The sequence below is a fragment of the Fibrobacterota bacterium genome (assembly GCA_019509785.1).
Lineage (GTDB): Bacteria > Fibrobacterota > Fibrobacteria > UBA11236 > UBA11236 > Chersky-265.
In genome coordinates this window covers 19,394-39,645 of record JAEKLQ010000034.1, presented here as the reverse complement: position 1 = coordinate 39,645, position 20,252 = coordinate 19,394, and the positions used below count along the sequence as shown (strand labels likewise).

Annotated in this window: 11 protein-coding genes; 3 read left to right on the top strand and 8 right to left on the bottom strand. The window is 62.2% G+C overall.

Going from position 1 to position 20,252, the window contains the following annotated elements:
• Window positions 1-42 precede the first annotated feature (42 nt).
• Window positions 43-1,353, top strand: a complete 1,311-nt coding sequence (locus JF616_09215; protein ID MBW8887921.1) for a hypothetical protein — start codon at window positions 43-45, stop codon at window positions 1,351-1,353.
• Window position 1,354: 1 nt separating this feature from the next.
• Window positions 1,355-2,488 (top strand): hypothetical protein, encoded by a 1,134-nt coding sequence (locus JF616_09210; GenBank protein MBW8887920.1) that lies wholly within the window; start codon window positions 1,355-1,357, stop codon window positions 2,486-2,488.
• A gap of 585 nt (window positions 2,489-3,073) precedes the next feature.
• On the opposite strand, the gene JF616_09205 is transcribed toward JF616_09210, so the two are convergent.
• The 8 genes from JF616_09205 to xseA all read right to left on the bottom strand — a co-directional run bounded on the left by JF616_09205 (window position 3,074) and on the right by xseA (window position 19,061).
• On the bottom strand, window positions 3,074-4,081 hold the full coding sequence (locus JF616_09205; protein ID MBW8887919.1) for a hypothetical protein: 1,008 nt from the start codon (window positions 4,079-4,081) through the stop codon (window positions 3,074-3,076).
• Window positions 4,078-11,079 carry a carboxypeptidase regulatory-like domain-containing protein gene (locus JF616_09200; protein ID MBW8887918.1) on the bottom strand — a complete coding sequence of 2,334 codons (7,002 nt, stop codon included), beginning with the start codon at window positions 11,077-11,079 and terminating at the stop codon, window positions 4,078-4,080. The genes JF616_09205 and JF616_09200 overlap by 4 nt, the downstream gene beginning before the upstream one ends.
• Window positions 11,080-12,489: 1,410 nt before the next feature.
• A complete protein-coding gene (locus tag JF616_09195) occupies window positions 12,490-14,046 on the bottom strand; it encodes a hypothetical protein (protein MBW8887917.1) in 1,557 nt (518 codons plus the stop codon).
• Window positions 14,030-14,935 (bottom strand): hypothetical protein, encoded by a 906-nt coding sequence (locus JF616_09190; protein ID MBW8887916.1) that lies wholly within the window; start codon window positions 14,933-14,935, stop codon window positions 14,030-14,032. The genes JF616_09195 and JF616_09190 overlap by 17 nt, the downstream gene beginning before the upstream one ends.
• Window positions 14,923-16,539, bottom strand: a complete 1,617-nt coding sequence (locus tag JF616_09185; GenBank protein MBW8887915.1) for a hypothetical protein — start codon at window positions 16,537-16,539, stop codon at window positions 14,923-14,925. Before JF616_09185 ends, JF616_09190 begins: the two co-directional genes overlap by 13 nt.
• Before the next feature lie 129 nt (window positions 16,540-16,668).
• On the bottom strand, window positions 16,669-17,250 hold the full coding sequence (locus JF616_09180) for a hypothetical protein (GenBank protein ID MBW8887914.1): 582 nt from the start codon (window positions 17,248-17,250) through the stop codon (window positions 16,669-16,671).
• A gap of 6 nt (window positions 17,251-17,256) precedes the next feature.
• Window positions 17,257-17,496 carry an exodeoxyribonuclease VII small subunit gene (gene xseB, locus JF616_09175; protein ID MBW8887913.1) on the bottom strand — a complete coding sequence of 80 codons (240 nt, stop codon included), beginning with the start codon at window positions 17,494-17,496 and terminating at the stop codon, window positions 17,257-17,259.
• Complete coding sequence (gene xseA / locus JF616_09170; GenBank protein ID MBW8887912.1) at window positions 17,493-19,061, bottom strand: exodeoxyribonuclease VII large subunit; 1,569 nt, start codon at window positions 19,059-19,061, stop codon at window positions 17,493-17,495. The genes xseB and xseA overlap by 4 nt, the downstream gene beginning before the upstream one ends.
• Before the next feature lie 134 nt (window positions 19,062-19,195).
• Here xseA and fbaA point away from each other — a divergent pair, with 134 nt between their 5' ends.
• Window positions 19,196-20,224, top strand: a complete 1,029-nt coding sequence (gene fbaA, locus JF616_09165) for a class II fructose-bisphosphate aldolase (protein ID MBW8887911.1) — start codon at window positions 19,196-19,198, stop codon at window positions 20,222-20,224.
• Window positions 20,225-20,252 lie beyond the last annotated feature (28 nt).

The window sequence follows — 20,252 nt, the reverse complement described above, 5'->3', positions numbered from 1 at the left end:
GGAAGGTTGCCCTCGTCGCGGCCAGCGTGCTAAAATCTCCGCATGCTTCGATTCCTTGCGGCCCGCGCCGCGCTGGCCGTATTGGCCTTGGCCGCTTCCGGATGCAACATCTTCAAAGAAGCCGTGGGCACCTCCGCCGACACCGCCGACCAACACATCTTCGAAGGCCAGCTGTTCCTGCAAAAGGCGGAATACGCCCAGGCCCTGGACGAGTTCAACGCGGCGCTGGCGAAGGATTCGTCCAAATCGGAGGCCTATTATGGCGCCGCCAAAGCCCGCCTCCTGGAACAGCGCATCAATATGTTCCAACTGCTGGAGTCGTTCCAAAACAACGACGGCAAGACCATACCCTTCCTGGGCGAGCCGGATTCCATCAAGGACAAGATCTACGTGGCCAACCGCGGCATCAACGCCTACCTGGGCCTGCTCGCTAATCGAGACGCGCGCGGGCTCAGCGACGGCATCATCCCGGCCCGGCGCTTCTCCGCCGACTATGCCCTGGCCTCCGCCATCGAAGCCGTGCTTTCCATCGCCGATTTCAACGGGGACGGGCGCATCAACTCCAAGGACAATATCCTGAGCGGCATCATCGACTTCACGGATCCCACCAAGCTCAATCCCGACAGTATCATGGCCCACATCGCCGATCTCAAGAATGATACGGCCAAGATAGGCGCCCTGAACAACCTCTTGGACAAGTCCAGCGATCTGCTGGCCAAGAGCGATAAGGCCATAGACCTGTTCCTCAATGGCGTCCTCGACAAGAAGGACAGCCTCGTGGGCGGCGTCAAATGCGACACGGCCGACAGCAATTGCGCGAAGGTGAAGTCCGCGCTCCCCGGGGCAGCCGACCAGGTGGGCGATTCGGCCATCGGCCAGGTGAAGAAATTCATCCAGGATGCCGGGGCCACCGTGGTCATCTACAAGGTCTTCGACAAGGTCGATAACGACGGGGACGGCTGCGTCGACGAGGAGCTGTTGGACGGCATCGACAACGATGGCGACGGCCGCGTGGACGAGGATTCCCGCGGCGCGCCGGACACGGCCGGGAACGTCTTCTACCATGCCGAAAAGGATTTGGCGGATAACGACGGGGACGGCAAGATCGACGCGGCTGATCCCGACGAAAGCCTGTTCACTTCCCGCTACGAGGAATCCTTCGCTCCCGCCCGCCTGTTCACCCACCCCGAGCGTAAGGGCCAGATTTATTGGGCCCCCTCGGATACCGGCCTGGTGGATACGCGCCGCACCGTGGTGGTGATGGATTCCAGCGTATCGCCGCCCGTGAAAGACACCGTGACGACCTTCGATTTATGCAAGGGGGCGGTGAAAGGCTTCAAGAAGGGGAAATGAGATGAAGCGCCCGTTCGGCCAATCCCTCCTCATCGCCACTTTGGCTACCCTTTCCGCAACCGCCGCCTGGGCCGTGCGGGGGCCGGTTTACCTGAGCGGGAGGGCCCTGGGGATGGGCGGCGCCTTCGTGGGCTTGTCCGACGATTATAGCGGCATCTACTATAACCCCGCCGGTCTGGCGCGCTTGAACACGCCTTTGGACGCGGGCATCGCCCTGAAATTCGACGTGGGCGATTTGTTCGGGGTGGCCGGGGACGCGCTCAACGTGGCCGGGGCGCATTCCGGGAGCTTCGCGAGCGTCGACAGCATGGCCGCGGACAATACCCTGGTGGACGACATCATGATCTTCGACCGGCGGCCCATTACCTTGGGCACCGCCCCGGAAATGCACTTCGCGGCCCGCAGCACCGATCCCGATTTGCCCTTGGGCATCGGCGCGGCCTGGTTCCTGGGCTCGCAAGGCCGCTTCATGCTGGACAAGGGGATCTACATCCCCGCCGCCACCGCCCGCATCCGCACCGATTTCGTCGCCAAGGTCGCGGGAGCCATCCAACCCTTGCCCGGCCTCAGCATCGGCCTATCCCCGACCGTTGCCACCTACCATATCTTCGAGCAATCCATTTCGATCCAGAACTACGCCACTGCCGGCGACACCTTGCAGAACATGTTGGACGCCGAGAAGGAGAGGATTTACAAGCCCGGATTCGGCTTCGGCCTGACCGCCGGCGCGTTGTACGACATCGTCCCCACCGAGCTGCGCGTGGGAGCGGTCGTCTACAACGTGTTCCTGAACATCGACAACGATCCCGTCCCGATCACCTACAGCTTCGGCCTGGCTTACCTGCCGGCGGTATTGCGCAACCAGGGCCTGCTTCGCTACGTGAATTTCGACTTGGATATCGAAGATGCCTTCGCGAAAAAAGACTTCCTGCAAAAAGTGGATTTCGGGGCCGAGATGAACATGAGCCTGGCGCAGATCCGCGGCGGCTTCAAGGGCGGCTATCCTTGTTACGGTCTTACGGCCAACCTGTTCATCCTGCAATTGGAATTCACTTCATGGGCGGACGAGGCAGGCTTATATGTTGGGCAGCTCGAGGATCGCCATTATATGTTTGGGATCCGGATGGGGATTTGAGACTGGCGGGTTCGGAGCCTGGGTCGGTCGGGATAATCCAAACTAATCTGCGAAGCCTTTTGAGAGGGGGAAGCCTCCCCCTCGCTCCGGCCCGCTGCCGAATGGTTCAACGTGGGAACTTGGGCGGCAGCGGGCTTCCGCTACCCCCTTGCTCTGCGGGGGCGGGCCCCCGCAACGCCCCCTATCGGTCCACCACACCACTGTCATTTGCACAATTAAACGTGATCGTATTTTTTCCGGACAAAATGAACCGAGATTAGGGACCAAGCGTCTACGATTATTGCCATGAGCGCATAAACTTGCAGCCCTTTCAGGATATTCCAGGTGCTAAGCAAACCGAGGGCGCCTAAATAAGCAATTGCAAATTTCCGGACAATCCCACAATTGAGTACCCCTACCAATATTGCGCAAGCTAAGTTCACAAAAATTTCAGTTGATCTTGCGTGCCAGAAATCCGGGGCGTTTTCCAAATTTAACAACCATGCAATCCAGAACGGATATGCATGCATAAGCAAAGCGGTAGCCGTAAAAATGGGAAGGGCGAATTTCATTTCTTTGAAGCCAAACCAAGGCGGAGCAAGGCTTCTAACGGCTCACGTTAAACCCGAGCCTCAGGTTATTGTTCCCATCGAAATTGAACACCCACTCATAAGCCGCATCCACCGACAAGCGTATGCCCAGGTAGCGTACCGATACCCCCGCCCCGGCGGTCAAGCGATGGGAAGCCTCGGCGGTGAACATGTTGCGCGCATATCCGACGCGCGCCGCCAACGCATCATGCACGTAAGGCTTGGCCCAAGAATCCGGTAGCAGTTCCAGGGGCACGAATTCCGCGCCGGTGGCTAGGCGCGACAAACCGTCATGGTACAAGGCTGGCTCATAATCCACCGCGAAATCGAGGAACGGATCCGGATCGAAAAGGAACCCATAGCGTAGGCTCACCGGGACGTACTCGGCGTATTGCCCGCGCGCGGTACCCGCTTCGTTACGGGTATCCCAGGCGATACGGGAGGCGAGATCCTTGAGGACCACTCCCATGGCGTATTTGGACCCGAAGGGCCGCACCGTGGCGCCCACGTCGAAGCCCAACAGGCCCAGGGCGCTGGCCTGCACTTGATGGCCCAGGTTGGTTTCCGGATCGCGGAATTCGGTCCCCCCTACCCCCGTGCCCGCGAAGCGGAGCTTATAGGTGGCTCCCAGCTGCACCCAACCGCGCTCATAGGATCCGCCCAGAAGCACCTCGTTCTCGGAGTAGACCTCGTCCCCGTTTTGCAGCCAGGCGACGCCGGCTACGAAGGGGCGGCCCGGGATATGGTAGGTGCCGGAAGTGAAATGGTAGGGAACGAGCCCATACATATCGCTGTAGTAGTATCCGCCCGACCAGTCCTTCGTGGCCGCCATGGCCGCCGGGTTATAAAGGATCGCTTCCACGTTATCGGGAGCGGCCGTTTGCGCCCCGGCCAGCGCCGTACCGCGGCCTCCCATCGGGATGGGCGCGAAGGCACCGGGCGCGCCGGCCAGGGATTCGGCATCGGTGTGGGTACCGGCGGCCGCGAATAAGCAGGCCCATGCGATGGCGCGGGAGCGGTTCATTTGAGCATCACCACTTTCCGCAGGTATTCCTTGCTGCCCTTGCCATCCTTCACGATTAGCTTGAACAGATAGCGGCCGTTACGGCAGGGATCGCCCCGGGTATCGCGGCCGTCCCAGACGAAAGGCCCCAGGGCCGCGCGTCGCTCGGGCGATTTGGGCGCGGCCTTTTTGGTTCCGGGCGTCACCAAGTCCCCTTTGCCTAATTGGGTTTCCTCGCTTTCGTACACCTTGTCGCCCATCATGTTATAAACCTCTACCCGCACGCCCACTTGGCTGGAGACGTCGGAGGAAACCTTGTAGCCCAATTGCAGGCCCCAGGGATCGTCCGCCGAGAAAGGATTGGGGGCCAAGGTGATATCGTAGGCGCCAAGCGGCAGACTGCCCATTAGGACCGCGTATTTGGAAAAGCTATAGACCTTGCCGGAAACATCCGCGCCGGCCGATGCGCTGTCGACCTTTTCCCAAGCCAATAGCCCGGAGTTCCAATGGCCCAGATAGGTGGTGCGGCGGCGGGCGATGCCATTGGCGACGGGCAACTTCAGCACCGCCCCGCTATCGGCCTTGAACGGCTGGCGTTCGCTCAGATCGATGTCGAGGATCTGGCCCACGACTTCTTCCTTGGGGGAAGAGCGCAAGAGGCCGCTCACCTTGGGCTTGGTAACGCTGACCGTGAAAGCCTTGCTCAGCCCCGCCAGGTTGAATTCGAGGACGGCGCCTTCGCCGTTGGTGACCACGGTGCTCCCTTTGGATGCCGGCGCCACCTGGGCCAAGGTCATCAAGTCGGCGTCCGCCTGGAAAGCCGCGTACAAGGCCTCCCCGGTGCGGGTGGCCCCGACACGGAGCGTATCGAAGATGCTCATGACGGCGCTGCGCGCCACGGCGGAATCCGGGAAGAACACCCCTTGCTGGGTGATCCGCCCCGCGGCCGAATCCTCCCCGAGGGACCAGCGCGGAAGGATGTTGAAGATGCGGCCATCCGCGGTCTTGGCGAAGGCGGCGAAGGCATAGCCTGCAGCGTTCCGATTATCCAGCGGGAGAGTGGCGCCATTCTCTTCCAAGACCCGGTTTTCTTTCACGTAGCGGATGCCGACGGAGGCCGGGGTCAGGTCTTGGATTTTTACGTAGAAGGACTTCTTGAGCCGGACATCCCCCATCCTCACTGCGCTTTCGATCCGGTATACCGAGTCCGAAGGCTTGTGGCCGCCGGAGAAGCGGATCATCCTGGGATTGCCGGAAACCGGATCGAGCACGAGGCCGGCGGCCTTGGCGCGGTCGGGTTCCGAGAACGACCAGGAAACGGTGTAATCGGATTCGCCCGCAGCGGCCTTGCGATCGAAATAAGCGTCGAGGCTTACGCCTTTCTCGCCGCGCATTTGCGCCTGGAAAAGATCGCGCGCATCCAGCGAATACACGGAGGTGTCCGCTTCCAGACGTTGGGGCAAGAGGGCGAACGACTGCAATAAGTACGGATCGCGCAAGGAGAAGGTTTTAGGGGATTGGACGCCGGAATAGGACGTGGGAAGACCCGCCACCGAAGCGTTCCCGCCGGAAAGCACGCCCACGCGGGCGCCCGAGGGGGATCGCAGGGCGAAGTAGTATTCGTAAACGCCTGCCCGGCTTTGGGCCGGAACGGTATCCGCGAAGCCGCCGGCCGTCGAATCCATCGCCAGGGACTTCCAGAGAGGCTCGCCTTGGGAACGATAGTAGAGGCTGCAGGTCACGGCGGGAGCGGGTCGCAGGGAATCCACCCGGCGCACGCGGGCCAGGAACGGCGAGTCGATGGTGGAGTCGGGGATGGCGACGGCGAAAAAGGGCTGGGACAAGGTATCGGTGCGCACGCTATCTTCCCCCAGGCCGATGAAATAAGGCGCGAGGGGAATCAGATCGGTTTCCCGATCCCGGACGGCCACTTCGTAGCGATCAGGTTTAAGTTTGGCGCCGCTGAGGTAAAGTCCCGCGGTATCCGGATGCTCGGGAAGGCTTTGGCCGTTAAGGGACAGCTCCACGCTCTTGCCGTGCTTCCCGTCGCCGGTCATGAAGACGCGGATTCGGCTGGTGGGATACGCGAGGGTTACGTCCAAGGTCGGCGACTTCGCGGTGAGCTCGACGCCCTTAACCAAGTCCTTGTAGCCATCGCGTTTCACCTTGAGGGTATAGGGAACGGGGCGACGCAGATCACGGAAAGAACTGGCGACCGCCGCGGAGATCGAGAAGGCCAGGGAATCGTCGGGATGGAAGGATTGCAGGGAGATGAGGAGTCCCGGCACCGGATCCTTGCCCTCCTTCACGGTCACGTTGATACGACCGTCGAAACGGTAGTCCGCCGAGAGAACGATATCCTGTGTTGCGGAGCCGTTGGAGTCGACATAAACCGGCAATCCGCTCCGGGGCAGATACCCGTCCAGGGATGCCGCCAGGGAAACCAGTGGGACTCCGGAGGGCGACGCGACCTGGTAATGGCCGAGGGAATCGGAAATCGCGGATGCGCCTCCTGCGACACCGATTTGCGCTCCCGCCAAGGGAGTGTTGGTCAAGGCATCCCGAACCAGGCCATTGATAAGGTGATCTTGCCGCTGCAAGGCCAAGGCACGGCTCTCCAGGCCCTTGCCGCCATAAGCGATGGTAACCGGCGCCGGAGACGCGTAGCCGTCCTTGCGTGCCGTCAAGCTATAGCTGCCTGCGACGAGTCCCCCGAAGGCGAATTGCCCGCTGCCGTCGGTTTCTTGCTTCGATGTATCCTTGCCCGCGACCAGTATGACCGTCGCCGCCACTCCCCGCCCGGCCGCATCCGCCACCAGGCCGCCGATCCCATCCACCGTTTCTTCCAACCGGAAATCGGCGGACGCCTGGGCGCCTTTGGTAACGTTCGCGGTAGAGGCCTTAGGGCTACGGTAACCCGTCCGGTCCGCAGTGAGTTCATATGCGCCGGTTCCCAGGCCGGCCAGGACGTACTTGCCCGCCGCATCGGAGGTCGCCAGGGTAAGGGCCCCCGTTACGGTATTGCGGGCCGAGAGCAGGGCGCCCGCGACCGCGTTCCCGGAAAAGCCAGTGACCGCGCCTTGGACCGAGCCCCAAGCATCGAGGACCGGATCGAAACGCTTGGCCAAGGCCCCATCGGCCTGGAAAGCCACTGCGGGCGAACCGTTCGTTCCATCCAAGGCCTGGACCACGTAATCATTGCGGTTTTGCAGGCCCGTGAAGGCGTAGTACCCCCCGTAACGCGCGAGGAACGTCTCCGTCCCGCCTCCGGCCCGATGCGAAAGCACCATCTTAACCCCGGACTTTCCGCCCAACACGCGTCCCAGGACCGACCCCGGAAAGGGGCGAAGGATGAGGTCGCGAGCTTGGGGTTGGACGTTGCCGACGATGGAATCGAGTAGCGGACGGTATCCGGGCAAGGCCAGATTGATCTGGTATTGGCGGCCCTCCGTCAGGCCGTCCAACGAATATTGCCCCAGGTCGTTCACGGTATCGCGCAGGGTATCCGTTCCCGCGACCATGATTACGATGGCGCCTGGCAGGGAGCGCGCGGTGGCCACGGCAAGTCCTCCGGGTCCCGCCTGATCCAATCCGGTATCGCGGACGGTACCGTAGACGCCGCCGGTCACCTTGGTCAAAATCAGATCAACGGATGCCGAAGTGTCGCCCGGAAGGGACAGGGATTGGGCGGGCCCGCTCTTGTACCCGGATTTGCCCGCGATGAATACGTAGCTGCCTCGCGCCAACTTCGCGGCGACGAGGCGGCCTTGGGTAGTCTTCCCCAGCGCCTGCCCGTTCATTTGCACGTCGGCGCCGTCCACAGGATCGCCGGCCCGATCCTTCACGCTCACGGTTACGCTGGCGGCATGCACCTTGGCTTGCAAGGCTATGCTGGTATCCGCTTCTTTCAGGAACACGGATGCTTCCAAATTATCGTAGAGATCCTTGTCCAGGGCTGTGGCCAAGGTCAGCGCCTGGTTGGCGGGAATGTCTTTCACGGTGATCTTGCCGTCCGTTCCCGTGACCAAGGTATCCAGGCGTTTGGCGGAAGCCGCCACTACCTTCGCGCCTGCCAACGGCTTGCCTTCTGAACTCGACAAGATCGCAGCCAAGGACAACTTCAGGGTCTTCAGCTTAATGGCAAGTCCGGCAACGCTTCCCCCTACGTTCACGATCAAGGAGGTATCGAATCCGCCGGCCCCCGATTTGGAAACGGATACGGATAAAGGCTGCGCAGATCCGGCGATGCCGGATACCTTGAAGAATCCCCCCGGCTGGGAAAGCGACGTAAGAGCGTTGCCGCTGCCATTGACCCGGATGAGCGCGCCTTCCGCGGCGACGCCGTCCAAGCTGACCGAACCGGAGAGACTAGCTTGGCGCGACAAGGTGCTGAGGTTGGCTATGACGGTGGCCGGGGCATCGAGGCTTAAGGAGAAAGCGGTGTCCTTGGGATCGAATCCGGCCGTTGGGGGTTTGCAGGACAATTGGTATTCCTGGCCCGCGGGAACGTCGGCGAATGCGTAGGACCCGTCCGATTGGGTGGTGATCCGGACCGTGGAGGATCCGGCGCGCAATTCCATGGGCATCCCGCCGATGCCGGTATTGGCCTGATCGACCAGGACGCCCGCCAACCTGAAGACGGCAGGGGCCAAGGCGATGTCGAACCGCAATGCGCCTGCGACGGTGGCCACGGGGGACTGGGTTCCCGAGGCGATCTTGTATCCGGGCGCGGCCACGGTCAGGGTGTAGTCATCGGCGGGCAGGGATGGGATGGAATATTTCCCGGCCGCATCGCAAACCGCATAGCTGCGCGCGCCCTTCTTGACGCCTACCGCCGTTACCTGGATGCCGGAGGAATTCGCGGCCCCGGAAACCGTTCCAGCAAGGCTTCCGACGTTGCGGCTCAAGGCGAAGTCCAGACCCGAGAGCGTAGCGCCGGCCGTCAATCCTTTGCCATCGTAGGTTTTATCCGCCGCGTAGCCGGCTAGGGTGGCCGATAAGGAGTAGGTGCCCGCCGGCAACTTATCGATGCGGTACTTGCCATCGGGACCGCTGACCGCAGAGCGGGCCACCCCGTAGGCGGTGGCCGCCACGACGGCATTCGCCGCCGCAACTCCATCGGCCTGAACCGTGCCTTCCAAGGCGGAACGGTTGGCCGTAAGGACAAGATCGGCGTTCGTCAGTTGCCCATCGGAAATCGTGAGCGAGGCGAGCTTGGCGTCCGCATAGCCGTCGGCGGAAACGGAAAGGGAATAGGATCCCGCGGCCAGGTTGTCCCCGGAATAATGGCCGTCCGCGTCGGTGGCGAACAGGCCTCCGCCCGCATCGGCCGAGAAACCCGCCAGGCTCAGTAACGCCCCCGCTACGGGAGCCCCGTCCGAGGTCACCCTGCCCGCCAGGCGGCCCACCGAGGGCCGCAACGTATCGGCCGCTCCCGAATTGTCGCCTAATGACAGGCTTAAGGAGCGGTTCACGGTACGATAACCCGCCTTGGAAACCGTGAGCCCATACGCGCCCGCTCCCAGCCCGAATGCGTAGGCGCCGTTGAAATCGGAAGCCGTCGAGACGGATGCGCCATCTTTCGCGGCCGTTGCCTTGGCGGCGGATAAGGCCTTCCCCGCCCCGTCCACGACCTTGCCCTTAAAGGTGGCTCCGGCCGCCGGCACATTGAAGTCCTGCGTCGCCGCCGAGCCGCGGGTCAAGGCGGCGACCGTCGCGGTCCCTTGCTGATATCCCGTACAAGTCGTAGTGAGGAGGTAAGCCGCCCCGGCCGGCAAGGAAAGCGAATACCGGCCTTGCGGATCGGTCAGGGTTTTCCCCGCCGAAGACGCATCCGTCGCGCCGCGATAGGCGACTTCGCAATTGGACAACACCGCACTACCGCTAGCGACGGTCCCAGATACGATGCCCTGATTCGCCACGAGCTTAAGATTCTGATCCAGGATGGTACCGCCCGCCGGTAAGCTGAAAACGAGCAGGGCGTCCAAGGCGAAGCCATCTTTGGCGGCGGATAATTCGTAATCGGCCCCCGGCAGGGAAAGCGCATAGGCTCCGGTCCCGTCGCTAACCTGGGAGAAGGTTTCCCGGGTGGCCTTGTTCGCCGCCTTTACCGTCGCCCCCGCCACTCCGGCCCCGCCCGATAGCACGTGGCCTTTCACGGTGCCGGCATTGCCCGATGCCGCGAAGTCGATGTTGGCCACCGAATCCCCGGGATTGATGGGCAGGGTCCAGATTTTCGGAATCAGGTAGCCTTCCTTCGCGGCCGAAACGGATTGGGTTCCCGTGTTTACGGAAAGGCGGTAGTAGCCGGAGTTATCCGTAGCGGCGGAAGCTTGCCCGGAAACCACCAATGCCCCCGCCAGTCCACCACCATTTATGGTTACTCTCCCGTTGATGAGAGAGCCGTTCGGCGCGAAGCTGAAATCCACGCCTTGCACGGTCTTGGAGACGTCGAGAAGGAAATTGCGCGTGGTTTGCGAGGCGTAACCCTTCGCGGAGCCCGCCAGGATCCAGTCCCCCGCCGGGAGGCTAAGCTCGAAGTATCCCTGATTGTCGCTGAGCGCGGTCCGCACCGTGCCCGCTTTGGGCGTGGCTATGACCATGGCGCCGGGGATGCCGGTGCCGGAAAGATCCCGGGTCCGGCCCGATAGGATGGAGGCATTCGGATCCAAGGCGAAGGCCAAGGTCTTGTCCCCGTCCACGCTGAGGGAGACGGGTTCCGGCGCCGCGAAACCGGCGCAATAGGCGCGGACGGAGGCCGCGCCCCCGGGTACGGAGAAGGAGAAGGCCCCGTTGCCGTCGGTATTGGCCGTGCGCGTCTGCCCGCCTTGGACCAGTTGCACCGTAGCGCCGAAGATACCTTGGCGGGTGAAGGAATTCCTTACGGCGCCGGACAAGGTGTACGGATTGGCGGCCAGGGCGAAGTCGGTCGTGCGCGACGGGCTCGAAGATGAGAGGGCCGCGGAGATCGGGGCAACCCGAGGGAATAGTTTCCCTGGGAATTGGTGACCTCGGTCCATTGCGATCCATCGCTTCCCGTTGCCGTGATCTGCGCATTGAGGATTCCGGTGCCGGTGGCCGCGGAGGAAACCTTTCCCAGGATGCGGCCCAGCGCGGGGATGAGGACGATGTTGTCGGTAGAACCCGTCTTGGACGCATGCACCAGGGTATCGATCTTAGGCTGGTATCCATCGGCGTTCTCGATGCGGATTTCATAGGTCCCGAGGGGTGCGTTCTTGATCCCCAAGGAACCATCGGCATCGGTCGATCCGCTCTGGTAGACGGCGGAAGAAGAGCCGCCCAGGCGGTTGACCTTTACGGGCGCATAGGCGACCTTGCGGCCCGCGGGGTCCTTCACGAAAACGTTGATATCCCCCACGTCCACGGCGTAAAAGAAACTGCGTTTCTCCGAGAGAGAAGCCGAACCGTCGTTCCCCGTGGCGTACACGCGCCACTTGTAATTGTACCGGCGCAGCAAGGCGCTGGCATTGTCCAGCGCGATTTGCCCGCCCGTAGAGGTCGCTTTCCATAGCGAAATATCCGCCTGGCTCCCGTCCACCAGGTCTTCCTCCAGGAGCTCGAGCTTGTAGTTGACCGCGCCATCCACCAGGCCCCAGCGGAATACGATTTGGTCGGGACCCGGAAGGGTATCCTTGTCCCGGGGTTCGATGAGCGTCGCCGACGGCAAGGGAGCCGCCGGCAGATAGGTGAATGAGACCGGCGCGGGCGCGACCTTCGATGTGGAAGCGCTGTTATTCCCGTAATTGTTCAGCACCAGCCAGTTGTAGGTTTTGCCCGAGATCAGCGGCGGGGCCGGGACGGTGTTGTATCCCGAGGGATCGGCATCGCCATAACGGGCCGAGGTATAGGGGGTGATGATTTGCCAGATGGCGCTTACTCCGGAAACCGTCCCATCGTCGCCGATCTTGAACGGTTCGTCCGAAACCAACAGGGCGTAGAAGGGCGCATCCCCGGTCCATGCGAACGTCGGGGCCGGATCCTTGATGGAAGCCGCGTTGGCCGGAGCGGTCAGCACCGGCGCGTTCGACGATTCCAGGATGATGATGAATTCGGGCGAAGCCGTTTTCCCGTCGGTGAGGATGCAGTAGTTGATGCCGAAACGCAGATCGGTATTGCGGTAGGCCACCGGGATATCGGGATTGACCTTGAAGGTATAGGTTCCCGCATCGGTCAGGCTGGGCAGATGCAGGGAATCGTAATGCGAAATGGACGCTCCGGTCCCGCCGGGCACCAGGGACGCCCGTAGATGCACGCGGCCCGCGCCTCCCGTCCATCCCAAGGTGATCTCTGCGGTCTGCTTACGCATGCCCACGGGAACCTGGGTGAGCGTGATGCCGGCATGGGCCTGGATCAAGGCGAACAAGCCGATGAACGCCGGGAGAAAACGGAAAGCCGGGCGGAATCTCATTTCAGTACCGGTACTCCACGCTGGTTTTGAACAGCGCAACGGGGAAGGCGACCAAGGATACCGTGGTCGTGAATTTCGGCCCCAACGGGAAGTAATACCCTAGGTTCAAGGTGGGGAGGAACGGGAACGAGGCCGGGCGGTAGGCCGCCGATTCGGACAAGATGTCCCCTTGCGTTACGCTGTACACGATCCCTCCCACTTGCAGGAAGACTTGGTAAACCTGGATGCCCAATGCGAATTGCTGCTCCAGGCCCAGGCGGAAGATCTTGGAAGCCCGGGTCACCTCCACGGAATCGTTACCTTCGTGATCCTTGTATCGATCCTTGGTTTCCTTGTCGAAGGCATCCACGCTGTCCAGCAGTTCATAGCGTACCGACATTCCCCGCAGGAAATACGAGTAGTCGAGGTTCACGCGCACGGCGGACCAATTGGCATGCAAGGAGAGGGCGGCCTCCCAGGGCATGTTCACTTGCATATCCTGCAGCACCTCTTTGGTGCGGGTGGTCAGGGTCAATTTTGTGGGATTCATCTTCGCCGGATCGAGGATCTTATCGCTGCTGAAATCCAGGGCGGGCAGCATGTGGTATTGCCATGCGAGGGATCCATCCAAATGCATGGTTTCGGCCAGGCTGAGCATGGCATCGGCGCCGAAATGCCGGAACGGCTGCCACGCCGCCCCCAGACGCACGCCGTGCGCTGAGCCGGTGATGGCGCCCTCGCCCTTGGCGTCCAAATCGTTCTGGTAATTCACGTCCTGCGAGTGGAAATAGGATTCCTGCCCCGCCCGCTGGAGGATGCCGTCCACCCGGGCGCCCGCATCCAGCCCCAGGTCGAGGGTGTAGCGCTGATATGCCAACCCCAAGCGAAGGTTCTTCCAAGGTTCCCCCGCAATCCCGAGGGAGAAATCGTTCAACTCCGCCTTGAAGCGGGCGAAGGCGTCCACCGAGAGCAGCACCTTGATGCTATCCGATTGCGGATCGGATGCGTCCTCGGGAATCCCGAGTCCTAGGCGGAAACCGCCCAACCCGAAATCGATCAGGCCGCTGAATGGCTGCTGGTATCCGGCAGCCAAGGTCGCGGAAGGGCCCCCGAAGGCGACCGCGAACCCGCCCAGGTTGGTGGACTGGTACAACCCCAGGTTCACGTCCGGAAAGCTGGGATGGGCCACGTGGTTGTCGCCGCCCGACAGGAAATCCTGGATGGGCGCGCGCAGATCGTTGCGCAGGATTTTGGTGCGTTCGCTGCTGACTCCCAACCCCAGGCCGGGCAAGAAGAAATCGGATTGCACGTCCATGGTTTGCAGGCTCGCCAGGGCGGCGGGATTGCCGAACAAGGATGCCGCCGATGGGTACAAGGAGGTGACGTTGCTCATGGCGCCGCGCGCGCCGGTGTTGCTGGCCAAGGCGAAAGGCGACATGTTCCCTTCCACCTTCAGGCTCAGATTGCCGCCTTGGAAGTCCGTAAATTGGGCCAGGGCGGGAAGGGCTGTGGCAAGCATTGCCATCAACGCGTACATCACGGCCCGGGCGGCCAAGGAGGTCCTAGATATGATTGACATAGTCCAGGATCCCGATGGCCGTGCCGTAGAAGAACACCATAAAGCCTAAGCCCGTCAGGGCCTTGGGCAAGTAACCGATGCCCGGATATTGCACTTGTGCGAAACGGTAATGGCCCATGTTGGCGGCCAGTTCCCGGAAAAACCGATCTTCCTCCGCATCGGGCGCGCGCCGATCGAAGAGGCTTTCCTTGCGCACGAGCCTTACCGATTTGCCTTCCTCCACCACCAATTCGCCCGGGCTTTGCGCCGACTCCTGCGCGCCGGTCAGCCCGCGCAGGCAAAGGATCTGCATGGAGGAATCGGCGGGAGAGCCGACCACGCCGGCCTGGAATTGCCCGCGGCCTACCCCGATGCCCCACGGGGTGATGACGCGGACCAAGGCTTCGGGCCGCGGGGACGTGGCCAGGATGCGGCCCGCTTTGAGTTCGAAGAGGAGCGGATCGGACGGGCCTTTGGGGGCTTTGGCCACCTTGAAACGTGTGTTGGGCAGGACGCGCACGTGGACTTCGTTCCGGAAGAAAAGGTCCAGCTCGGCGGTGGAATCGGTCTTGTACTCCACATCCAAATCCAATTCCTCGGAATGCCGGATGCGGAAATGGCCGGTGCGATCCCGGGTCTGGCCCTTGCGGAAGGCCACCTTGACCAAACCCTGGACATCGCGGGAGTCGTACTCGAGGGTATCGATATCGGCGGCCGGGAGCTTGCGGGGCCGATCGTAGCGATCGAAATACCGGACGACGGAATCGCTCTCGTCGATCACCCTTCCGAAAATCGTTTGGCCGTCCTTGAGAACGAGGCGATCGGCACGGGCCTGAGAAGCCAGGCATAAAGCCGCGCTAAGCGCAAGGGCGAACCCGCGCAGGGCTTTCACGGCGTTCAGGTCTTCCACTTTTTCCGCACTTCCACTTTGCGGCTCCCGATGGCGGTCATGCCATCGGCGCTGGTTACGCGCAGCACGAGCTTGAAGGTGCCTTCCTTGCTGAAGGTGTACTGGAACTTCCCGTTTTCGGTGGAGACCAGATCGTACTCGCCGTCCCCGTCCAAATCCCATTCCCATTTCACGATCTTCCCGTGGGGATCTACGCCCGTTCCATCGATGGCGATGGGCTGGCCTAGGGTAGCATGCAGATCACCGCCGGGGCGGCATTCGGGAGGGGCGTTGAAGATTTCGACCTGGAGTTCTTGGCAGGCTTCACGGCCATCGCCCGAAGTCACGCATGCCTTGGGGGCATACTTCCCTACCTTCCCATACGCGTGCTTAAGGCGCAGATACCATTCATGCCCGCCAGTCTGGCTGTCGGGCGCGGCCCGCGTCTCCCAATCCTTATCTCCGCCTGAGTAACTGAAGCGCACCGAACGTAGGGAATCGTCCGGGTCCTTGGCGCGGATCTTGAAGTCGATGGTAGCCGACATGTTGTCCCTGGGATTGCGCACCCGGAATTCGATTTTGGGCCGGGCGTTGACGCACAAGACGGTTTCGGCCTTGTCCGTTTCCCCCATAGCATCGCGGACCGTGAGTTGGGCATGGTACATGCCGGATGCCGGAGCCTTAAGCGTGGCCTTTCCGGACGCGGAATCGATCCATTCCGGTTTCCCGTCCCCATCGAGATCGAGGGAATACGCTAAGCGACTTTCGGACCGGGAAGAAGATGCGTCTACCAGGAATTCGGCTCCAGGCTCTACCGTATCCGGGGAAATCTTCACGGATGCCGTCACCTTGCCCACGATGGAGATTGCACCGCCGGCCTGCTGGACCTCGTAGCTTCCGTAGCGGGCCTCCACCTTGGGCGCGAACCGACCCGGCGCGGCATAAGCGTGCCGCCTTAGCGTTTGCGCCGCCAAAGGCAGGGCTTCGGTATCCCATACGCCATCGCCTTCCCAATCGAACCGGACGCTGATGGAAGCGGCCGCCCAGGCGGGCCAACGGCTTTGCCTCAAATCGAATTCGACCGAGTCGCCCTTGTGGGCCTTGGGGGGTAACGGCCGTAATACCAGGCTCACGACCGGCGCCACATCCAAGATGAATCCCTGTTGGGTTTTCTTACCCTCGGCCTGGCCGGAGCGATCGGAAAGGAAGGCTTCGATCAAAACGGGAAAACGACCGCTATGCGTGGGCGTCCATAGGATACGGCCTCGATCCAGCTTCATGGTCGAATCGGCCGGCTTGGCGAGCCTTAAGGAAAAGGCGCCGGGGAAATCCAGGGAAGGTTTATAGACGAAGGCCTTGCCCAGGTAGGCTTTGGGAGGATGCGAGAGGAAGGTCAGTCCGGCATCGGGTTTCGCGGCTGTCGGTTCGGGAGCCGACGCATTCAGCGCGGAGGAATCCGCCAGCGTATCCGGGGCGCCGGCCGCGGGAAGGGAAACCGCTGGATGGCTTACGGTCGATGGGCCGCGGGCGGCTTCATCGCGCTTGCCGCAGGAGACCGTTCCCAGCGCCGCGCAAGCGATCCAAAGCAATGCATTCCGGCGCGGCGCCGAAAAGGATGCGGGCATGATGACGCCATTTTATCACCGCGGTTTTCGCGAAGTCAATCACGGAGCGGGCTTTGGCGGAACTGCCGGAGTTTCGATCAGCGCATGCGATCGAGAAGCACGATCGGAAAGACAATCAACATAGCGTGATCAGTCTTTCCATTGCGGACCCCAAGGGGAAGGTTCTTCGGGAGATGCGCCCTTCGAGGGCTTGCCGGGAGGCGCTTCCGCGCCGGAAGCCGATGCGCCCGCTTCCCGAGGGGAAGCGCCCGCCTTCGGAACGGAAGCGCCATCTTCGGTAAGCGCGCGCGATAACTCCATCACGTCCTCGCCCGCTTGCGCGGCCACGAACAATTGGTTTCCCACCAGGAGAGCGAGATCCTGGGCCAGGCGTTTGCGCGAAGCGTCGTCCAGATCGGCCACTTCGCCGATCCATTCGAATACGGCCCGGCGGAAACGATCCGCGGATGCGGAAGAGGCGTTGATCTTCTTCGACATGATGTACCTCTTGCGGCAAGCGGCCGCTTCCGCGGAATCGCAGTGCAGGAAATCGGCCAGTTTCTCGTCGGACCATTTCTCTTCGATGGCCTGGCCGACGAAGGCGGCGCCCTGGGGCGCGAGACGGCTCCAACGATAGGAGGAGGGTTTGAGTTCCAGGTAGGTACGATAGGAAGCCGCGAAGGTATCCGCGGCTAAACGCTCCTCCAAAGGGATGACCTGAACCCCGCCCATGCTCCCCTACTCCTCTTCGTCCTCGCCGTCATCGGCGCCGCCGAATTCCTGATCCAGTTCTTGCAACACGTCCTTCACCTTGGCCTCGGTCTCGGTGAGAACGTTCTTGCATCGTTTCAACAGTCCGGCCGCTTCAACGACGCGCTCAGCCAGCACGTCGATGGGAACCTTACTTTGATCGATATCCTCCAGGATCGCGTCCAGGCGCGCGATGGCCTCGCTATAGCTCTTGCGATCGTCCTTCATCCCGTCTCCTTCTTGCCGGTCACCCGGCTCTCCAAGGTCCCGTCCGCCAATTGGTTGCTCACCAAGTCCCCGGGCTTCGCCTCCGCCACGCTGCGGAGGATGCGGCCATCGGCGGCTCGCAACAGGCTGAAACCCAATCCCAACAGGCGCGCGGGATCGGCCGAATGGACCAGCCTATCCTTGAGCGCCAGCGCCTCGCGGCCGGCGCGGGCGCCTTGCCTCCACAGGCTGCGGACCAGGCGGCGCGTCTGGCCCGCCTGGGCGGCCTCGGCGGCCAACAGGGAGGCGATGCCTGCGCGCAGGGACTGCGCGCGCGCGCGCAGCAAAAGCTGGGTACCTGAGCGTAATCCATCCCAGGCCCGCCGCAACCCCTGCGTCCGATTTGAAAAACGTAGGCGCTCCATCTTGATCAGCTTAACCGGGCCGCGGGCCAATCCTTTGCGATCCAAAGCCAGTTTCCGGCGGGACTCGCGCAAGGCCCGGCGGGCCCGCGATCCCAGGGCTTTGGCCTGGGATCGGGCGCGCATCTCTTCGGCGGCCCGTCGGCCTTCCCAGGTCCGCGTCACGGCCGAGGCCGTTTGCGCCAGGGAGTGCCAGGCATCCTGGCATTCCAACCGCCAGGCTTCCCTGAGCTCCCCGGCCTTTTCGGCCAGGTCCGCATACGCCTGGCCCAGTCGGGCCTCCAGGAACTTGGCGCAATCCGTGGGCGTAATCAGGTTCATATGCGCCACCAGGTCGGCCAGGGAGTTATCGATCTCGTGCCCGATACCGGTCAAGACCGGCACGGGGCAATTCGCGATGGCGCGGCAGATGGCCTCGGAATCGAAGTAGACCAGATCGGTCTTGGAGCCGCCGCCCCGGACGATGCAAACCACTTCGGCCCCCGCGCGCACGACGGCCTTGATGGCATGCAATACGGTGGCCTCAGCCGCTTCGCCCTGCATGCGGGCGCCCGCGAAGAGGATCCGGAAGGAAAAACCCGATCCCAAGAGTACGGTGGTGAAATCCTGGTAGGCAGCGGATCCGGGAGCGGTCACCAGGCCAACTTTCAGAGGCAATTCGGGAAGCTCCACCTGCTTGTTCTTGCGGAGCAGCCCTTCCTGGGCCAGCCGTTCCAGTATCTTCTGGCGCGTTAAACTCAACTCCCCCAAGGTGAATTTCTCGTCGATGTCGATTGCGCGCGGCTGGAAACGGCCCGAAGGCACGTAGAAATTGGCTTCCAGCAGGAAAGCGACCTTGAGTTCGACGCGCAAGGCCAGCGGCGTCGGCAGGCTGGCGAAGCGCATATTGAAGACTTCCAGTTCGGAAGTCCATAAGGTGGCTTCCAGCACGGCGCGCGGGCGGGATTCCCCTTCCGCGAACTCCCCCAAGGTGACATAGGCGATGCGGCCGCGTACGTTGAGCTGCATGATAACGCCCTTGACCCAGACGCGTGGGAAAGTGCGTATCTTGCGTTCCACGCTTTGGTTGTATTGGGTAATGGAAAAGACTTTAGGCGGTTCCGCCCCCGGCTTGGCGGCCCTGGCCGCCGATTCCGCGCCCGGATCGGGCAGATCGCTTTCCATCCGGACAAAGTTAAAAATTGTCTTTCTGTCCCTCCGTCTTTCGGGCCCTTGGGGAGCCCGCCGATACGGGGCCGCGCGCTTGCAGGCCGGTGCCGACGGAGCTACTTTTCCGCCCTGACCCCCAAGGAGTGGATATGCCTATCGTCGACTATAAGACCTACATCAAGATGCTGGAAACCGCGAACAAGAACAAGTACGCCTACCCGGCCATCAACGTCTCCAGCATGGAGACCGCCAACGCGGCCCTGGCCGGCTTCGCCGAAGCCAAATCGGACGGCATCATCCAGGTCTCCACCGGCGGCGGCGAACACGCTTCCGGATCCACGGTCAAGGACATGGTGCTGGGCGCCATCTCCCTCGCCAACCACGTTCATATGGTCGCGGCCAAGTACAACGTGAACATCGCCCTGCATACCGACCATTGCCAGCCCAAGAAGGTGGATACCTTCCTCAAGCCCCTCATCGCCGAGACCGAACGCCGCCGCGTCAAGGGCGAAAAGAACCTCTTCAACAGCCATATGTTCGACGGTTCCGAATTGCCCCTCGACCAGAACATGAAAATCGCCAAGGAACTGATGGTCCTGTGCGCGAAGAACGAGATCATCCTCGAAGTCGAAGCCGGCGTGGTCGGCGGCGAAGAAGACGGCCACGATACCTCGGGCGTCTCCAAGGACAAGCTTTACACCACCCCCGAAGACATGCTCGAGGTGTACAAGGCCCTTTCCACCATCCCCAACGCCCGCTACATGTTCGCCGCCACCTTCGGCAACGTCCATGGCGTCTACAAGCCCGGCAACGTGAAGCTCAAGCCCTCCATCCTCAAAGACGGCCAGGACGCCCTGAAGGCCAAGTTCAACGCCCGCTTCGACCTCGTCTTCCACGGCGGCTCGGGATCGACCAAGGAAGAGATCGCCGAGACCCTGGAATACGGCGTGGTTAAGATGAACGTGGATACCGATACCCAGTACGCCTTCACCCGCCCCGTGGCCGATCACTTCTTCAAGAACTACGACGGCGTGCTCAAGATCGACGGCGAAGTGGGCAACAAGAAGACCTACGATCCCCGCTCCTACCTCAAGGCCGGCGAGAAGGGGATGGCCAAGCGCATCAAGGAAGCCTGCGACGACTTGCGCTCCTCGGGCAAGACCCTGTTCCAGGCCTGATCTCCCCGGACCGGATGCTTCCGGTTCC